The organism is Siminovitchia thermophila (assembly GCF_016909185.1).
Lineage (GTDB): Bacteria > Bacillota > Bacilli > Bacillales > Bacillaceae_C > Siminovitchia > Siminovitchia thermophila.
In genome coordinates this window covers 28,370-45,331 of record NZ_JAFBFH010000027.1, presented here as the reverse complement: position 1 = coordinate 45,331, position 16,962 = coordinate 28,370, and the positions used below count along the sequence as shown (strand labels likewise).

Below are 16,962 nucleotides of genomic sequence, written 5' to 3'. Positions count from 1 at the left end.
TATACATTCAAAGAAGGTGATCATATGAGCGCCGAATCGGTTATTTCGTTAGCGGGAAAGGGAGTTTATACGATTTTAATTATCGCCGGCCCTCTTCTGTTACTTGCATTAATCATTGGCCTGGCCGTCAGTATTTTTCAGGCAACGACACAAATACAGGAACAAACCCTCGCGTTCATTCCCAAAATTATTGCAGTCCTGTTGGGAATTGTATTTTTCGGGCCCTGGATGTTAAGTCGGATGTTATCCTACACTTCGGATATTTTCCAAAACTTAACCCAGTTTGTAGGTTGATGGAATGGAAGAGTTTATTACACGATTTTCAGTCTTTTTGCTTGTATTTGTCAGGGTGTCTGCCTTTTTCGTCACGATGCCGCTATTTTCATACCGGACACTGCCTTCCTTATTTCGTATCGGCCTTGCTTTTTTTGTATCGGTTTTGATGTATGCATCGGTATACCAGGGAACGATTGATATTAATGCGGCTTATTTTCTGTTGATGTTAAAAGAGGCGGCTGTAGGACTTTTTATCGGGTTTATCGCCTATATGGTTTTGACTTCCATTCAAGTTGCCGGAAATTTTATCGACTTTCAGATGGGGTTTGCCATCGCTAATATCATTGACCCGCAAACAGGCGTTCAATCTCCCTTAATTGGCCAGTATTTGTATATTTTTTCTCTTTTATTGCTCTTGGCCGTGGACGGACACCATATGCTGCTAAACGGGATTTTTTACAGTTATCAGTTTATTCCGCTCGATCAGGCCAGCTTTGGATTTGCCAATGCCAATCTGGCGGAGTATATCGCAAAATCTTTTTCGATGCTGTTTCTAATTGCTTTTCAAATCTCAGTGCCTGTTGTTGCCGTGCTTTTTCTGGTAGATGTGGCACTCGGGATAGTGGCCAGGACGGTACCGCAAATGAACGTGTTTGTCGTTGGTTTTCCAATCAAAATTGCTGTCAGTTTTATTGTCCTGTTTATTGTGATGGGTGTCATATTTGGTGTCATTCAACAGTTATTTGAAACGATGGGACAAGTGATGAGAGATGTGATGGAAATGCTGGGGAGTCAATCATGAAACAGTTTCAGTTGGATCTACAATTTTTTGCGGGGGAGAAAACAGAGAAAGCAACACCGAAGAAAAGGCAAGATTCGAGAAAAAAAGGACAGGCGGCAAAAAGCCAAGATGTCAATACAGCGATTGGATTGCTTGCTGTCTTCATCTTTTTACTGTTTTTTTCCTCGAAGCTGGGCCAAACAGTTTTTCATATTTTTCGGGAAACATTTACGGAATATATGCTTCTTGATTTGACGCCTGGGAATTTGCGGCTCATTTCCATTGAAGTATTAAACGGAATGGCTATTCTCTTGGGCCCCATCATGCTATTGGGATTGCTGGCAGGAGTGGGGGCGAACTTGCTGCAAATCGGGTTTATGGCAACAACCGAGCCGCTCAAACCAAAGTTTGAAAAAATTGATCCGATCAAAGGGATGAAGAGGATATTCTCTGTCAGGGCAATTGTTGAATTGTTAAAGTCGATTTTGAAAATCGGGTTTGTCGGCTTCGTGGCTTTCTTTGTATTGTGGCAAAGAATTGACGAAGTGCTCGTGCTGTCCCATAAAGCCGCCCCCGCAGCTTTAAAAACAATCGCAAGCTTGACCTTGCAAATGGGAATCAGCGCCTCCATCGCCTTATTGCTGTTATCCCTATTGGACTATTTATATCAACGGTATGATTTTGAAAAAAACATCCGGATGTCCAAGCAGGATGTAAAGGACGAATTTAAAAATACAGAAGGCGATCCGCTGGTAAAATCAAAAATTAAGCAGAGGCAAAGAGAGATGGCCATGGCTCGCATGATGCAGGAAGTTCCCAATGCGGATGTTGTCATTACTAACCCCACACACTATGCCATTGCCCTTAAATATGACGAAGATGAATCCGACGCTCCGTTTGTGGTAGCAAAAGGACTCGATTTCATGGCGGAAAGAATAAAAAAAATTGCCAAGGAACATGATGTTGTGCTTGTTGAAAATCGTCCATTGGCACAGGCATTATACAAACAAACCGACATCGGGGACAAAATACCCGAAGACTTTTTTAAGGCGGTTGCTGAAATATTAGCTTATGTGTATCGAATCAAACATAAGATTTGATTTGGGCTTTAGGGAGAGAACGTATGATGAAAGTAAAAGATATTACTATTTTATTAGGCGTTATATTAATCATCGCCATGTTGGTCATTCCGTTTCCGCCATGGCTGTTAAGCTTTCTCATCATCGCGAACATTTCTCTCGCACTGTTGGTTGTACTTACTTCCATGAACATGCATGAGCCGCTGCAGTTTTCAATTTTTCCATCTTTATTATTGCTGCTCACTTTGTTCAGGCTGGGACTAAACGTTTCGACGACGAGATCTATTCTTTCCGTTGGAGATGCCGGAAATGTCGTAGAAACCTTCGGGACATTCGTAGTTGGCGGTAATGTCCTTGTTGGACTGGTTGTTTTTTTTATACTGGTCATTATTCAATTTGTCGTCATTACAAAAGGAGCCGAACGGGTATCGGAAGTAGCCGCGAGGTTTACCCTCGATGCGATGCCGGGCAAACAGATGAGCATCGATGCTGATTTAAATGCCGGCATTATTTCAGAGCACGAGGCGAAAGTGCGAAGAGAAAAAGTGGCCCGCGAATCCGATTTTTACGGAGCGATGGATGGGGCCAGCAAATTTGTAAAAGGTGATGCCATTGCCGGTATTATTATTGTACTGATCAATCTATTATTTGGAATTTTGATTGGAATGCTGCAACATGGCCTGCCGATCGGGGAAGCCGCTTTGAAATACTCCATGCTTACGGTAGGAGATGGGATTGTCAGCCAAATCCCTGCGCTCCTGATTTCAACGGCAACCGGTATTGTTGTGACAAGGGCCGCATCAGACGGGAACCTTAGTTCTGATATCGTCGGACAACTGCTCAGTTACCCAAAGTTGCTGTACATCGCGTCTGGCACCATTTTTCTGCTTGGTCTTGCAACACCCATACATAATATGCTAACGGTCCCGATTGCAGGCTTACTTGGAGCAGGGGGGTTCTTCCTTTCCCGGATACCCGACAAAGAAAGTGCTGCAATAGCACAAGCTCCTGAGGAACTGGAAGCGGAAGAAATGAAAAAGCCGGAAAATATACTTGGGTTATTGCATGTGGACCCGATTGAGTTTGAATTTGGGTATGGGCTCATTCCGCTTGCCGATGTGAAGCAGGGAGGAGATTTGCTGGACAGAATTGTCATGATTAGGAGGCAATTGGCATTAGAACTGGGAATTGTGATTCCTGTTGTACGGATACGTGACAATATCCAGTTGGAACCTAATGCCTACCAAATTAAAATTAAGGGTCACCCTGTTGCTTCCGGTAATTTGTTATTGGATCATTACTTGGCAATGAGTCCGGGAGGCGAGGACGAGATTGAGGGAATTGATACGATTGAACCGTCCTTTGGTCTTCCCGCAAAATGGATTACAGAAGAAGTAAAAGAACAGGCCGAGATTGCCGGTTATACCGTTGTCGATCCTGCTTCTGTCGTAGCGACTCATTTAACGGAAGTGCTTAGGGCGAATGCTCATGAGCTGCTCGGCAGACAGGAAACGAAAGAATTGATAGATCACTTAAAGGAAACACACCCGATTCTTGTTGAAGAAGTAACACCTAATCCGCTCACGATTGGAGAAGTTCAAAAAGTCCTTGCCAAATTGTTAAAAGAGCAAGTATCGGTCAGAAACTTGGTTGTTATATTTGAAACACTTGCTGATTATGCAAAGACGACCATTGATACCGATCTGCTAACGGAATATGTTCGCCAGGCGCTGGCACGGCAAATAACAAAACAGTATGTAGGAGATGAGCCAGTCTTAAAAGTCCTGACAGTCTCAGGAAAAGTGGAAAAAATGATTGCTGACAGCATACAGCAAACGGAGAATGGCAATTACTTGGCCATCGAGCCAAATGACTCGAAAAAAATATTGGAATCTATTGCGGCACAACTCGAACAATTGTCGAAGGTGCAACAAATACCCATTTTACTCTGTTCTCCTGCTGTCAGAATGTATGTCCGGCAATTGACCGAGAGATATTTCCCACAAGTGCCAGTTCTATCCTATAATGAGTTGGAAGCGGATATTGAAGTACAGAGCATCGGGATGGTGAATGTCTGATGAAGGTTGAAAAAATCGTGGCGGCTTCGATGCCGGAGGCTATTAACAGGGTAAAAAAACAGCTCGGCGAGGATGCTGTCATATTAAGCTCAAAAGTGTTATGGACGAAGGGCGTTATGGGACTTTTCAAGAAAAAGCAATTTGAAGTGATTGCCGCTCTTGATCACGTAGAGGAAACAAAGCCAGTTCAACCGGCAGTTTATGCCCAAATGCTCCAACCAGCGCAAAATGATGCTGTTTTAAAAGAACTGGAAACGTTGAAAAAAATTGTGAAAAAAAGAAGTTATGTCCCTGATCCCAAACTCGAAATGTATCCGTCCGCGATTCAAAAAAGTTTGTTAAGATGCATGAATCAAGAGCTGGATAAGAATTTTGTCCTGGCGATTGGGGACCAGTTATTGGACATATGGAGGAAAGCAGAAAAAGAACCCGATGAAATGGAGATGTCGCTGGCGGCTAAATCCATTCTTTGCGGCGAATTAAAGAAATTGGGCTTTTCTGGCGCGACTTTCGAAAAAAAATTTATTGCGCTTGTCGGGCCTACGGGTGTGGGAAAAACAACGACCTTGGCCAAGCTGGCAGCCTGCGCCATGCTCGAACAGAAAAAGAAGATCGCCTTTATGACGATGGATACATACCGCATTGCCGCGATCGAACAATTAAAAACATACGCTAAGCTGCTTGATGTCCCGGTGGAAGTCGTATATGACGCGAATGATTTTAAAGAAGCCGCAAACAAACTTGCTTCCTTTGACCATGTATTTATTGACACAGCGGGACGGAATTATCGTGATGGCAAATTCGTCACCGATTTAAACTGTATACTTTCACTGGTAAGTGATTTGGATGTTTATCTCATATTAACTGCCTCCATGAAAGAAAGGGATGTTGAATCCATCATGAAGCATTTTCAGCATCTCAGTGCTCAAAAATTTATTTTTACAAAAGTGGATGAAACGGATGTTTACGGTCCCATGGTTAACATGATGCTTCAGTATGGCTTGGCGGCCGACTATATCACAGACGGGCAAGAAGTACCCGATGACCTTGTCCTTGCTGCACCGGAGTTGTTTGGCAACTATATCTTTGGAGAGCAAAGCAGATGAAGGATCAAGCAGAAGGCCTGCGTTTAAAATTGAAGAACATAACAAAGAAACAGGCGAGGACTTTAGCCGTGGTCAGTGGGAAAGGCGGAGTGGGCAAATCCAATATTTCAAGTAATTTAGCTGTCATCCTTGCCAAAAGAGGATATAAAGTGCTTGTTTTTGATCTCGATATCGGCATGGGGAATGTCAATTTACTGTTGGGTGGCTCAGCGGACAAGACAATGGGTGATTTTATCCTAAAAGGTGAACCGTTAGCCCAAATTGTGCAGAAAGGGCCTTTGGGCGTCTCGTATATTGCAGGCGGAAACGGGCTATATGGCGCGGTTGAACTGGATAACAATACGGTCAAGTCGCTTCTTGCAGGTTTACAAATGTTTCAGGAAACATACGATTATATTATTTTTGATATGGCGGCAGGAGCCGGCCAAGCATTGCTCCATATCCTGCTGGCAGCCGATGATTTAATCGTTGTGACAACCCCGGAACCTACTGCGGTCATGGATGCTTACTCAATCATGAAACTGGCCTATCTGCAGAATGAAAATACCCGGTTTCTCGTAGTGTGCAACCGGACTGATCATGAACGACAGGGACGGGAAACATTCTTTCGTCTACAGCAAGCCATGCGCAAGTTTCTTCAAAAGGAAATCGAATTGTTGGGGATATTACCGGAAGACAAACTTGTACGAGAAGCCGTCTTGAATTACACCCCTGTTTATTGTGTGTATCCCCGTTCTTCCGTATCTATTATATTGGAACATGCCGTTGACCAATTGACGGGAAGAAACGGCAGGTCTGGTGGTGAAACAAAGAACGATTCATTTATGGCAAGATTGCGCAAGCTGTTTCACGGCAAATAAACAAGGGGCTACTTTCTCAAACGTTTCCCCCGTTTCCATTTCGAAAAGGAGGAGATATATATGTCACTTTCCCCACCTCTTGAAGAACGGAGGCATTGGGATCTCTGGAAAAAAACAAGGGATGAACAATCCGGCAACCATTTGGTTAAAAAATATATGCCTCTCGTTTCATACCATGTCCAGCGGATTTCCGTCAATTTGCCTAAAAATGTAAGTCGGGAAGAGTTACGGAGCCTTGGGCTCATTGGTCTTTTGGACGCATTTGAAAAATTTGACCATTCCCGGGATCTAAAGTTTGAAACGTATGCATCGTTTCGGATAAGAGGCGCGATTTTGGACGGCCTTCGGAAGGAAGATTGGCTTCCGAGAAACACCCGCGACAAAGCAAAAGAAATCGAATCTGTGCAGCAAAAGCTAGAACAGCAATATATGCGGCGTGTAACCGTAGAAGAGATTGCGCAAGAGCTCGGCCTTGATGAAACAGATGTAACGAAAACATTAAATGAATATTATTTTTCACAAATTATTTCAGTGGATGATTTTTTAACTGGAGACGAAGATCAAGAACATCACGGCTATATCATAAAAGATGAACAAACCCCCGGACCTGAGGAACAGCTTGTCCATCATGAATGGCTGGAAGAAATGGCTGGGGCAATCGCCCATCTGACGGAAAATGAACAACTCGTTTTAAGCCTGTTTTATAAAGAGGAGCTAACATTGACAGAGATCGGCCAAGTCCTAGACTTGTCGACCTCAAGAATTTCCCAAATTCATTCTAAAGCGTTATTTAAGTTAAGAAACCAGCTCATGCAATTAAGATAGCGAGGGATCATCTTGACAGCCGTAATGATACTTATTTTATTTTTAATAAACGCTCTTTTGATTTTTGCCATTATCCTCCTGTTTATGCGGCAAAATCGGCTATTGGAGGTTGAAAAAAAGCAGCGGGAAATGCTATCTGAAGCGGAAGAGCTGGTAAGCGGCCTGCTTGCGGAGATGAGGGAAGAAAACGACCGGTTTTTACAGCAACTCGCGCATGCTAGAAAGATGGATGAAAAACCGGGGCAGAACACCTCATATAACGATAAAGCGGACAAACCTGAAGACGTCATTGGAGGCGGGCTATCCGAAGAAGCGATAGACAGTACTGAGGAAACAATAGACATCACTGAAGAAACGTTAGACAGGGTTGAAGAAACGGAAAATGCTCAAGAGGAACAATCCCTCCGAAACCAAGTGGAAGCAATGGCGGCCCAGGGGATGACAATGACAGAGATCGCAAAAGCTCTTGGGAAGGGGAAAACCGAAATTGAACTTGCCATGAAATTTTACCAGCAGGCTTAAAACATTACTTGATTACGATTTTTGATTGTGCTATATTATTTGGTGGTATTAAAACACACGTTTCATAATTTTGTGACAGGGTGCTGTTTGGCATTATTGCAAAAAACAGCCTGCACAAAAAATGATTGAAACGGAGGAAAAAAACCAAGGAGGAAACATTTTATGTCTATCATTTCTATGAAGCAATTGCTTGAAGCTGGTGTACATTTTGGACACCAAACCCGCCGTTGGAATCCTAAAATGAAGAAATACATTTTTACGGAAAGAAACGGTATTTATATCATCGACTTGCAAAAAACTGTGAAAAAGGTCGAGGAAGCTTACAAATTTATGAGAGAGCTTGCCGAAAACGACGGGAAAGTTCTATTCGTCGGAACGAAGAAGCAAGCCCAGGAATCTGTTAAAGATGAAGCGGAGAGAGCTGGACACTTTTATGTCAACCACCGCTGGCTCGGCGGAACTTTAACGAATTTTGAAACAATCCAAAAAAGAATCGAGCGCTTAAAAGCGATTGAAAAAATGGAAGAAGACGGAACATTTGACGTTCTACCGAAAAAAGAAGTTGTCATGCTGAATAGGGAACGTGACCGTCTCGTCAAGTTTTTAGGCGGAATCAAAGACATGAAGACTCTTCCTGACGCAATGTTTATCATTGATCCGAGAAAAGAGCGCATTGCAGTGGCTGAAGCCCGGAAGTTAAATATTCCGATTGTGGGTATTGTTGATACGAACTGCGATCCGGATGAAATTGATTATGTGATTCCGGCAAACGACGACGCAATCCGCGCGGTTAAGTTGTTGACAGCTACAATGGCCGATGCCTTGTTGGAAGCTAAATACAGCGAAGAAGAGCAGGAAGAAGAAGAAGCGTCTGAAACTGCCAATGCATAACAGTTAATGCAGTGAAAAGGTGATAAGAGTGGATACGCTTGTCACCTTTTTTTAAAACAACTTGGTTCGTATCTCATTCAAGGAGGAAAAATAATGGCAATTACTGCACAAATGGTAAAAGAACTGCGTGCCAAAACAGGTGCGGGCATGCTAGACTGCAAAAAAGCACTAACAGAAACAAATGGAAACATGGAAGAAGCAATTGACTTTCTCAGAAAGAAAGGCATGGCTTCGGCAGCAAAAAAAGCTGATCGGATTGCAGCCGAAGGAACAGCTTATATCCTCAGTGAGGGCAATGAAGCTGTCATCTTAGAAGTGAACGCCGAAACAGATTTTGTTGCAAAAAACGAAAACTTCCAAGAGCTTGTAAAAGAATTGGCCCAGCATTTACTTGCCAACAAACCTTCATCATTGGAAGAAGCACTTGAGCAAAAAATGAGCGGCGGCGAAACTGTCACTGAATATATTAACTCAGCCATTGCGAAAATCGGTGAAAAAATCACGCTTCGCCGCTTTGAAGTAAAAACAAAAACGGATAATGGCGTATTTGGTGAGTATTTGCATATGGGCGGACGCATTGGTGTTTTGACTGTTCTTGAAGGAACGACAGACGCCGATGTTGCCAAGGATGTTGCGATGCATGTCGCCGCAATCAAGCCTAAATACATTTCTCGCGATCAAGTGCCTGCGGAGGAAACAGAACGCGAACGCCAAGTGTTGACAGAGCAAGCCTTAAATGAAGGCAAACCGGAAAAAATTGTTGAAAAAATGGTGGAAGGCCGACTCGGCAAATTTTTCGAAGAAATTTGTCTGCTTGACCAATCCTTTGTAAAAAACCCTGATGAAAAAGTTGGTAAATTTGTCAGCTCAAACGGAGCGAAAGTTGTGGATTTTGTTCGTTATGAGGTCGGCGAAGGGTTGGAGAAACGCCAAGAAAACTTTGCTGAAGAAGTAATGAATCAAGCGAAGAAATAAATCATCCAGCTTTAAAGGGAACACTTTGTGTTCCCTCTTTTACAAACTGAAAATGGAATACATAATTGATTTGGAGGTTCAGATGAGCATCCCGAAATATAACCGAGTTGTACTGAAATTGAGTGGAGAGGCGTTGGCGGGTAAAGAAGGCTTTGGCATTAATCCGGCCATCATCAAATCCATTGCGGAGCAAATAAAAGAAGTGGCGGAGCTTAATGTTGAAATTGCCGTAGTTGTTGGCGGAGGAAATATTTGGAGAGGGAAAGTCGGAAGCGAAATGGGAATGGACCGGGCTACAGCAGACTATATGGGTATGCTCGCAACAGTCATGAACTCGCTTGCTCTTCAAGACAGCCTCGAACAATTGGGAATTGAAACGCGGGTTCAAACGTCGATAGACATGATTCAAGTAGCTGAACCTTACATCAGGCGCCGAGCCATTCGCCACCTCGAGAAAAAACGCGTTGTCATTTTTGCCGCTGGTACGGGAAATCCTTATTTTTCAACGGACACCACTGCCGCTTTAAGGGCTGCCGAAATTGAAGCGGACGTCATTTTAATGGCGAAAAACAATGTTGACGGAGTGTATAATGCCGATCCGAAGCTTGATAAAGATGCTGTCAAATATGAGCAGCTTTCATATCTTGACGTTTTAAAAGAAGGATTGGCCGTCATGGATTCAACCGCTTCATCACTTTGCATGGACAATGATATTCCGCTGATCGTCTTTTCTTTTACGGAAAAAGGAAATATTAAGCGCGCTGTGTTAGGTAAACAAATCGGAACGATAGTAAGGGGGAAGGAATAATGCCTAATCAAGTAATCTCGAATGTCAAAGAGAAAATGAAAAAAGCCATTCAAGTCTACACCCGGGAATTGGCCAGCATTCGTGCCGGACGAGCAAGCGCGGCACTTTTGGACAAAATTTCAGTTGATTACTATGGTGTCCCAACACCGATCAATCAATTAGCGACAGTCTCCGTTCCAGAAGCACGGCTTCTCGTTATTCAACCTTACGATAAAGCGGTTTTGGGCGATATGGAAAAAGCCATTTTAAAATCTGACCTTGGCCTTACACCGGCAAATGATGGTTCTCTTTTAAGAATCTCGATTCCACAGCTGACGGAAGAACGTCGCAAAGAGCTTGTGAAACAAGTAAAAAGAGAAGCGGAAGATGCCAAAGTCGTCATCCGGAATATTCGCAGGGATGGGAACGACGAATTAAAAAAGCTTGAGAAAAACGGAGACATATCTGAAGATGACTTGCGCTCATATGGAGAAGATATCCAAAAGCTTACAGATGAACACATCAAGAAAATTGACCAGATAACGAAGGAAAAAGAGCAGGAAGTTTTAGAAGTTTAGGCAAATATAATTGATATGATCCCCTCCTATCGGAGGGTTTTTTTATGGGATGATCAAGTTTCCCTCTATTGACGTTAACGTCTCTTTTTCGTATTTTATTCTTTCTCTTGAAATTGTAATAATAAATCAGGCGGGAATCATATCGCTTATTCCTTCCAATATGCTAAAATATGTTTGATGCTAGATGCCAGCACTTCTGACGGAGGACTAATTATGTTTAATAAAATGAAGTTATGGAAAACTTCAAAAGATAAAGAAATTAGTGAAGACCGAGTAGGCCAAATAATGAACCAGCCGATACCGCAACATATCGCGATTATTATGGATGGGAATGGCCGGTGGGCGAAGAAGAGGGCACTTCCGAGAATTGCAGGCCATCACGAAGGAATGAAGACGGTCAGAAAAATAACGAAAGCAGCCAACCGCCTTGGGGTGAAAATATTAACATTATATGCTTTTTCAACAGAAAATTGGAAAAGGCCCAAATCGGAAGTGGACTATTTAATGAAGCTTCCGGAAGAGTTTCTCGGAAACTTTTTACCGGAGCTTGTTGAAGAAAATGTGAAAGTATGTACAATGGGCGACACAACCCGTCTACCGGAGACTACACGAAAAGCTGTCAACCATGCGATCAACAAAACGAAACATAATAATGGACTTATTTTAAACTTTGCATTGAACTATGGGAGCCGTGCAGAAATCATTGATGCAATCAAGCAACTTTCCGCCGATGTCAAGGATGGCCGGCTGAATGAAAATGATATTGATGATGAATGCTTTTCCAATTATTTGATGACAAAAAGTTTGCGTGATCCCGATTTATTGATTAGAACAAGTGGGGAGCTGAGGTTGAGCAACTTTATGCTCTGGCAGCTTGCCTATACAGAATTATTCTTTATTGATGTATTATGGCCCGATTTTTCAGAAAAACATTTAATGGATGCGATCGAATCTTTTCAGCGCCGCTCTAGACGGTTCGGCGGATTAATCAGCGAGGAGTTTCAGTAATGAAAGAAAGAATTATATCAGCAGTTGTTGCCATGGGAATTTTTTTGCCGCTTGTATGGATAGGCGGACTACCTTTCGTCATTTTGACATATATGATGGCGACTATAGGACTTTTTGAATTGTTACGAATGAAAAAGCAGCCGGTAATGTCCGGACAAAGCTTGCTATCTTTTGTCATGCTTTGGGTCATATTGCTGCCGAACGAATATTTTCAGTTGCTTTTCGCGGGGGCAATGACAAAAATGGAAATTGTATATTTGGCCGTATTGCTCATTTTGTCATATACGGTCGTTTCAAAAAACCGCTTTACCTTTGACAATGCCGGTTTTTCCATCTTGTCGGCACTATATGTCGGTGTCGGGTTCTATTTTTTGATAGCGACTCGTGAAGCGGGGCTTATATATCTTTTTTATGTCCTTTTCGTCATATGGGGAACGGATTCCGGAGCTTACTTTATTGGCAAGTCACTCGGAAAAAGAAAGCTGTGGCCGGTGATCAGTCCCAATAAAACGATCGGCGGGTCCATCGGGGGCATAGTCGTTGCAATTGTCGTTGCCCTGTTGTTTTCTGTCTTTGCGGACATGGGCATTCCTACCTTAAAATTGTTGTTTGTAACGGTCTTATTGTCCATGTTTGGGCAAATGGGGGATTTGGTCCAATCAGCGTTCAAACGCCATTATGGGGTAAAAGATGCCGGCAAGCTTATTCCGGGCCACGGGGGCATTTTGGACAGGTGTGACAGCTGGCTTTTCGTTTTGCCGCTCATACACATTTTGCAAATCATATAAGCGTAGAATTAGTTTAGGAGTGAAATGATGAAGTATGTTAGTTTGCTGGGCGCAACCGGATCGATAGGGACGCAAGCACTGCAAGTCATAAAAGAACATCCGGACCAATTTCGGCTCTGCGCGATTTCGGCTGGAAGAAACATTGACCTAGTCCGAAAAATCATTTCAGATTTTCAACCAAATCTCGTAGCAGTGCTTGAAAAGGAAGACTGTGAACGATTAAAAGCCGAATTCCCGTCCGGGATCAAATTTACTTACGGCAAGCATGGTTTAATCGAGGCCGCGGTACACGACCAGGCCGATATTGTATTAAACGCCGTTATGGGAAGCGTCGGCCTTGTTCCGACAATGCACGCGATTGAAGCTAAAAAAACGATTGGGCTGGCCAATAAGGAAACACTTGTAACGGCGGGTCATATTGTTATGGGTGCAGCTAAAAAGTTCGGAGTGGATATTCTTCCGGTTGACAGCGAACATTCTGCTATTTTTCAGTGCTTGCAGGGAGAAAGCCGGGAAAATGTTTCTAAATTGATCATCACGGCGTCCGGAGGAAGCTTTCGGGATTTGAGCAGAGAAGAGCTGAAGCATGTTACACGACAACAAGCATTGAAGCACCCAAACTGGTCAATGGGTTCCAAAATTACGATTGACTCTGCTACAATGATGAACAAAGGGCTGGAAGTGATCGAAGCACATTGGCTGTTCCATATTCCCTATGAAAACATTGAGGTTCTTCTTCACCGGGAAAGCATCATCCATTCACTAGTGGAATATAAGGATCGCAGCGTCATCGCCCAACTAGGTACTCCGGATATGCGTATTCCGATTCAATATGCACTTACTTATCCGGACAGAATGAAGCTTGTTACGAAAGGACTCGGCCTCGCGGAGATAGGCATCCTTCATTTTGAAAAAATGGACATGGATCGCTATCGTTGCCTAAAGCTTGCTTATGATGCGGGAATGAGAGGGGGAACGATGCCCACAGTGTTAAATGCGGCGAATGAAGTAGCTGTCGAAGCATTTTTGAAAGAACAAATTTCCTTTTTAAATATTGAAGAGTTGATTGAAAAAGCGTTGGAAAGGCATAATGTTATTGATCAGCCGGATTTGGCGGCTATAGAGGAAGTTGACCGTGAGACAAGGAAGCACGTTTATACACTCCTGTAAAAGGTGGTTATTTTTTTGAATACAGTCATTGCGTTTATTATTATTTTTGGGGCGCTTGTGTTTTTCCATGAACTTGGACATTTTATTTTTGCCAAACGCGCTGGAATCCTTGTCAGGGATTTTTCCATCGGATTTGGACCGAAAGTGTTTTCTCACACAAAAAATGAGACGAACTATACGATTCGGCTTTTGCCGCTCGGCGGATTTGTCCGGATGGCGGGAGACGACCCCGAAATGGTTGAAATTAAACCGGGTCATCGGCTCGCGCTCGTATTGAACGACGATAATCTCGTTGAAAAAATTGTTTTACAGGGGAAAGACCGGTTTCCAAACGCCAGGATTATCGAAGTGGAAATGGCTGATTTGGAACACGATCTGATCATTAAAGGATATGAAGACGAAGAAGATGAGACATTGAAAACATTTCATCTTTCTCGCACCGCAGTCATTGTGGAAGAACAAGCGGAAACACTTATCGCGCCTTGGGACCGGCAATTTGCTTCCAAAAAGCTCGGGGCCAGAGCAATGACGATTTTTGCGGGTCCGATGATGAACTTTTTACTGGCAATTGTGATCTTTACATTGCTCGGTTTTATCCAAGGGGTTCAAGTCAATGAGCCGTTCATCGGTGAACTTCTTCCTGAAGGGTCTGCCCATAAAGCGGGGCTGCAGGAGGGTGATGTTGTCCTGAGCATTGATGGAGCGGAAATTTCGGATTTTGATGACATCACTGAAATTGTACGAAGCCATCCTGAAGAAGAGCTCATTTTTACGGTGGAACGAAATGAAGAAACACTGGACGTTCCGGTGACACCAAAACGGGAAATCATCGAGGATAAGGAAATTGGCTTAATCGGGGTACAAGCACCGGTCGACAAGTCGTTCCTGCGGCTGGCGACATTCGGGTTTGTAGAAACGTACAATTGGACAGTCAAAATTATCGAGTTGCTGGGAACACTTGTTACGGGTCAATTCTCCATTGATATGCTGGCTGGTCCGGTAGGGATTTATAAAACGACAGAGACAGCTGCCCAGGCAGGAATATTGATATTAATGAAATGGGCTGCGTTGTTGAGCATTAACCTCGGCATCATGAACTTGCTGCCGATACCGGCGCTTGATGGAGGCCGCCTCTTGTTCTTCGGCGTTGAGGCGTTGCGGGGTAAACCGATTGACCGGCAAAAAGAAGGAATGGTGCATTTTATCGGCTTTGCGCTCTTGATGGTTTTGATGATTGTAGTCACCTGGAATGATATACAGCGCTTTTTTATTATTAAATAACTATAAGTAGAGGTGCAATTGATGAAACAAAGCATGACTTTCATCCCCACTCTAAGGGCAGTTCCGTCTGATGCAGAAATAAAAAGCCATCAGCTGCTTTTAAGAGCAGGGTTTATTAAGCAAATTGCCAGCGGCATTTATTCCTATTTGCCATTGGCAAAAAGAGCGCTCGATAACATCGAAAATATCGTTAGGGAAGAAATGGAAAAGGCAGGAGCTGCAGAACTGCTTCTGCCGGCTCTCCAGCCTGCTGAACTATGGCAGGAATCCGGGCGCTGGCATACATATGGCGATGAGTTAATGCGCCTTCATGACCGCCACGACAGACATTTTGCTTTAGGTCCCACTCATGAAGAAGTCATTACGAGTATCGTAAAGGATGCAGTCCAATCCTATAAGCGTCTGCCATTAACCTTATTTCAAATTCAAACGAAATACAGGGATGAAAAGCGCCCCCGTTTCGGGTTGCTTCGCGGGCGTGAATTTATTATGAAAGATGCTTATTCCTTCCATACTTCACACGAAAGTTTGGATGAAGTTTATCAGAAAATGCATGTGGCGTATACGAATATATTTAAAAGGTGCGGCCTGAACTTTAGATCCGTATTGGCGGATTCTGGAGCCATTGGCGGTAAAGACACACAGGAGTTCATGGTGTTGTCGGAGATTGGCGAAGATACCATTGCCTATTCCGATCAGTCCGATTATGCCGCCAACATTGAAATGGCAGACGTCTGTCAAGTTTATGAAAAGCCGGATGTTGCGGAAAAAGAGTTGAAAAAAATAAAAACCCCAGGTCAAAAAACGATCGTGGATGTTTCAGAGTTTCTAAGTGTAAAGCCTTCAGAAGTTATTAAATCCCTTGTAATGCTTGCAGATGAAGAGCCCGTCATGGTACTCGTGCGAGGTGATCACGAAGTAAACGATATTAAAGTGAAAAATGCTTTGAACGCCAAAATGGTAGAATTTGCGGAGGAAGAAAAAACGAAAGAGCTATTGAAATGTTCCTTCGGATCGATAGGGCCGATCCAGATACCATCCGAAATGAAGATCATAGCCGACCATGCGGTCGGGGCAATGGTCAATGCGGTCTGCGGCGCCAACGAAGATGAGCATCATTATATCAATGTTGTACCAGGGCGTGATTTTGCTGTTGACGAATATGCCGATCTCCGGTTTATCCAGGAAGGCGACCCTTCCCCTGATGGAAAAGGAACAATTCGATTCGCGCGTGGTATTGAAGTAGGGCATATTTTTAAATTGGGAACAAAGTACAGTGAAGCGATGTCCGCCGGATTCCTTGATGAAAACGGAAAACCCCATCCTTATATCATGGGCTGTTACGGAATCGGTGTATCAAGAACCCTTACCGCAGTAGCGGAACAGTTCAATGATGAGCGAGGGTTGATCTGGCCTGTGAATATTGCGCCATACGATGTTCATCTTATTCCGATCAATATGAAAGATTCGGAACAAGCGAGCTGTGCCGAACAATTATACGATGAATTACAGGCTGAATATGATGTGCTGTTTGATGACCGCAACGAACGCGCAGGCGTCAAATTTAACGACTCGGATTTAATCGGTCTTCCTGTTCGCGTGACTGTCGGAAAGAGAGCTTCCGAAGGAATCGTGGAAGTGAAAGTCCGGAAGACCGGTGAAATGTTGGAAGTACATCGGGGGGATCTTTCGGCAACATTGCAAAATATTTTTAAAGCATTATCGGTATAACGGTTCTTTCAGGTGACTCCTTTACCCGCATGTAAAAGCCGGCAAGGCTTCCGTCTATATGTGGAGAAGGGTGTCAGATCATTGTCTATTTCCGATAGACAGAACCTGAAAGACTTCGACATCTATCATGCATCAAGGGTATCGGTCACAAATGCTTTGCGACGTACAGGATGTACTAGTGCAATTTGGTGACATCGTTGCCTGAGCTTGCCAACAGGACGCTATA

The 16,962-nt window shown here is 43.5% G+C and carries 17 protein-coding genes; all 17 read left to right on the top strand.

Going from position 1 to position 16,962, the window contains the following annotated elements; translation table 11 throughout:
- The first annotated feature begins 24 nt into the window (after window positions 1-24).
- The 17 genes from fliQ to JOC94_RS16480 all read left to right on the top strand — a co-directional run bounded on the left by fliQ (window position 25) and on the right by JOC94_RS16480 (window position 16,736).
- On the top strand, window positions 25-294 hold the full coding sequence (gene fliQ, locus JOC94_RS16560) for a flagellar biosynthesis protein FliQ (protein WP_077111715.1): 270 nt from the start codon (window positions 25-27) through the stop codon (window positions 292-294).
- A 4-nt stretch (window positions 295-298) separates the two neighbouring features.
- The gene (gene fliR / locus JOC94_RS16555) at window positions 299-1,078 is read left to right on the top strand and encodes a flagellar biosynthetic protein FliR (RefSeq protein ID WP_077111714.1); all 780 of its coding nucleotides are present in this window, start codon (window positions 299-301) and stop codon (window positions 1,076-1,078) included.
- Complete coding sequence (gene flhB, locus JOC94_RS16550; protein ID WP_205179917.1) at window positions 1,075-2,157, top strand: flagellar biosynthesis protein FlhB; 1,083 nt, start codon at window positions 1,075-1,077, stop codon at window positions 2,155-2,157. Before fliR ends, flhB begins: the two co-directional genes overlap by 4 nt.
- Window positions 2,158-2,180: 23 nt before the next feature.
- Window positions 2,181-4,214 carry a flagellar biosynthesis protein FlhA gene (gene flhA, locus JOC94_RS16545; RefSeq protein WP_408021927.1) on the top strand — a complete coding sequence of 678 codons (2,034 nt, stop codon included), beginning with the start codon at window positions 2,181-2,183 and terminating at the stop codon, window positions 4,212-4,214.
- A complete protein-coding gene (flhF, locus tag JOC94_RS16540) occupies window positions 4,214-5,320 on the top strand; it encodes a flagellar biosynthesis protein FlhF (protein WP_205179915.1) in 1,107 nt (368 codons plus the stop codon). Before flhA ends, flhF begins: the two co-directional genes overlap by 1 nt.
- Window positions 5,317-6,180: a MinD/ParA family protein gene (locus tag JOC94_RS16535; protein WP_205179913.1), complete on the top strand. Its 864-nt coding sequence runs from the start codon at window positions 5,317-5,319 to the stop codon at window positions 6,178-6,180. The genes flhF and JOC94_RS16535 overlap by 4 nt, the downstream gene beginning before the upstream one ends.
- Before the next feature lie 60 nt (window positions 6,181-6,240).
- Complete coding sequence (locus JOC94_RS16530; protein ID WP_077111710.1) at window positions 6,241-7,005, top strand: FliA/WhiG family RNA polymerase sigma factor; 765 nt, start codon at window positions 6,241-6,243, stop codon at window positions 7,003-7,005.
- Between the two features lie 12 nt (window positions 7,006-7,017).
- A complete protein-coding gene (locus JOC94_RS16525; RefSeq protein WP_205179911.1) occupies window positions 7,018-7,527 on the top strand; it encodes a DUF6115 domain-containing protein in 510 nt (169 codons plus the stop codon).
- A 162-nt stretch (window positions 7,528-7,689) separates the two neighbouring features.
- Window positions 7,690-8,418 carry a 30S ribosomal protein S2 gene (gene rpsB / locus JOC94_RS16520; protein ID WP_077111708.1) on the top strand — a complete coding sequence of 243 codons (729 nt, stop codon included), beginning with the start codon at window positions 7,690-7,692 and terminating at the stop codon, window positions 8,416-8,418.
- 93 nt (window positions 8,419-8,511) lie between these two features.
- Window positions 8,512-9,393 (top strand): translation elongation factor Ts, encoded by an 882-nt coding sequence (tsf, locus tag JOC94_RS16515; protein WP_077111707.1) that lies wholly within the window; start codon window positions 8,512-8,514, stop codon window positions 9,391-9,393.
- Window positions 9,394-9,475: 82 nt separating this feature from the next.
- The gene (pyrH, locus tag JOC94_RS16510; protein WP_077111706.1) at window positions 9,476-10,201 is read left to right on the top strand and encodes a UMP kinase; all 726 of its coding nucleotides are present in this window, start codon (window positions 9,476-9,478) and stop codon (window positions 10,199-10,201) included.
- Entirely contained in the window at window positions 10,201-10,758 is a 558-nt protein-coding gene (frr, locus tag JOC94_RS16505; RefSeq protein WP_077111705.1) for a ribosome recycling factor, read from the top strand. The genes pyrH and frr overlap by 1 nt, the downstream gene beginning before the upstream one ends.
- Before the next feature lie 213 nt (window positions 10,759-10,971).
- On the top strand, window positions 10,972-11,766 hold the full coding sequence (locus JOC94_RS16500; protein WP_077111704.1) for an isoprenyl transferase: 795 nt from the start codon (window positions 10,972-10,974) through the stop codon (window positions 11,764-11,766).
- Window positions 11,766-12,554, top strand: coding sequence for a phosphatidate cytidylyltransferase (locus JOC94_RS16495; RefSeq protein ID WP_077111703.1), 789 nt, complete (start codon window positions 11,766-11,768; stop codon window positions 12,552-12,554). Before JOC94_RS16500 ends, JOC94_RS16495 begins: the two co-directional genes overlap by 1 nt.
- 27 nt (window positions 12,555-12,581) lie before the next feature.
- Window positions 12,582-13,724 carry a 1-deoxy-D-xylulose-5-phosphate reductoisomerase gene (gene dxr / locus JOC94_RS16490; protein ID WP_077111702.1) on the top strand — a complete coding sequence of 381 codons (1,143 nt, stop codon included), beginning with the start codon at window positions 12,582-12,584 and terminating at the stop codon, window positions 13,722-13,724.
- Window positions 13,725-13,739: 15 nt separating this feature from the next.
- A complete protein-coding gene (gene rseP, locus JOC94_RS16485; RefSeq protein ID WP_077111701.1) occupies window positions 13,740-15,005 on the top strand; it encodes an RIP metalloprotease RseP in 1,266 nt (421 codons plus the stop codon).
- Window positions 15,006-15,026: 21 nt separating this feature from the next.
- Window positions 15,027-16,736, top strand: a complete 1,710-nt coding sequence (locus JOC94_RS16480) for a proline--tRNA ligase (RefSeq protein WP_077111700.1) — start codon at window positions 15,027-15,029, stop codon at window positions 16,734-16,736.
- Window positions 16,737-16,962: the final 226 nt, after the last annotated feature.

Excerpts from the sequence above, each read along its gene's own strand:
- pyrH (WP_077111706.1), top strand. The coding sequence starts at position 9,476 with ATGAGCATCCCGAAATATAACCGAGTTGTACTGAAATTGAGTGGAGAG.
- flhA (WP_408021927.1), top strand. The coding sequence starts at position 2,181 with ATGATGAAAGTAAAAGATATTACTATTTTATTAGGCGTTATATTAATC.
- flhB (WP_205179917.1), top strand. The coding sequence starts at position 1,075 with ATGAAACAGTTTCAGTTGGATCTACAATTTTTTGCGGGGGAGAAAACA.
- fliQ (WP_077111715.1), top strand. The coding sequence starts at position 25 with ATGAGCGCCGAATCGGTTATTTCGTTAGCGGGAAAGGGAGTTTATACG.
- tsf (WP_077111707.1), top strand. The coding sequence starts at position 8,512 with ATGGCAATTACTGCACAAATGGTAAAAGAACTGCGTGCCAAAACAGGT.
- JOC94_RS16500 (WP_077111704.1), top strand. The coding sequence starts at position 10,972 with ATGTTTAATAAAATGAAGTTATGGAAAACTTCAAAAGATAAAGAAATT.
- JOC94_RS16480 (WP_077111700.1), top strand. The coding sequence starts at position 15,027 with ATGAAACAAAGCATGACTTTCATCCCCACTCTAAGGGCAGTTCCGTCT.
- dxr (WP_077111702.1), top strand. The coding sequence starts at position 12,582 with ATGAAGTATGTTAGTTTGCTGGGCGCAACCGGATCGATAGGGACGCAA.
- frr (WP_077111705.1), top strand. The coding sequence starts at position 10,201 with ATGCCTAATCAAGTAATCTCGAATGTCAAAGAGAAAATGAAAAAAGCC.
- JOC94_RS16495 (WP_077111703.1), top strand. The coding sequence starts at position 11,766 with ATGAAAGAAAGAATTATATCAGCAGTTGTTGCCATGGGAATTTTTTTG.
- JOC94_RS16535 (WP_205179913.1), top strand. The coding sequence starts at position 5,317 with ATGAAGGATCAAGCAGAAGGCCTGCGTTTAAAATTGAAGAACATAACA.
- fliR (WP_077111714.1), top strand. The coding sequence starts at position 299 with ATGGAAGAGTTTATTACACGATTTTCAGTCTTTTTGCTTGTATTTGTC.
- flhF (WP_205179915.1), top strand. The coding sequence starts at position 4,214 with ATGAAGGTTGAAAAAATCGTGGCGGCTTCGATGCCGGAGGCTATTAAC.
- JOC94_RS16530 (WP_077111710.1), top strand. The coding sequence starts at position 6,241 with ATGTCACTTTCCCCACCTCTTGAAGAACGGAGGCATTGGGATCTCTGG.
- rpsB (WP_077111708.1), top strand. The coding sequence starts at position 7,690 with ATGTCTATCATTTCTATGAAGCAATTGCTTGAAGCTGGTGTACATTTT.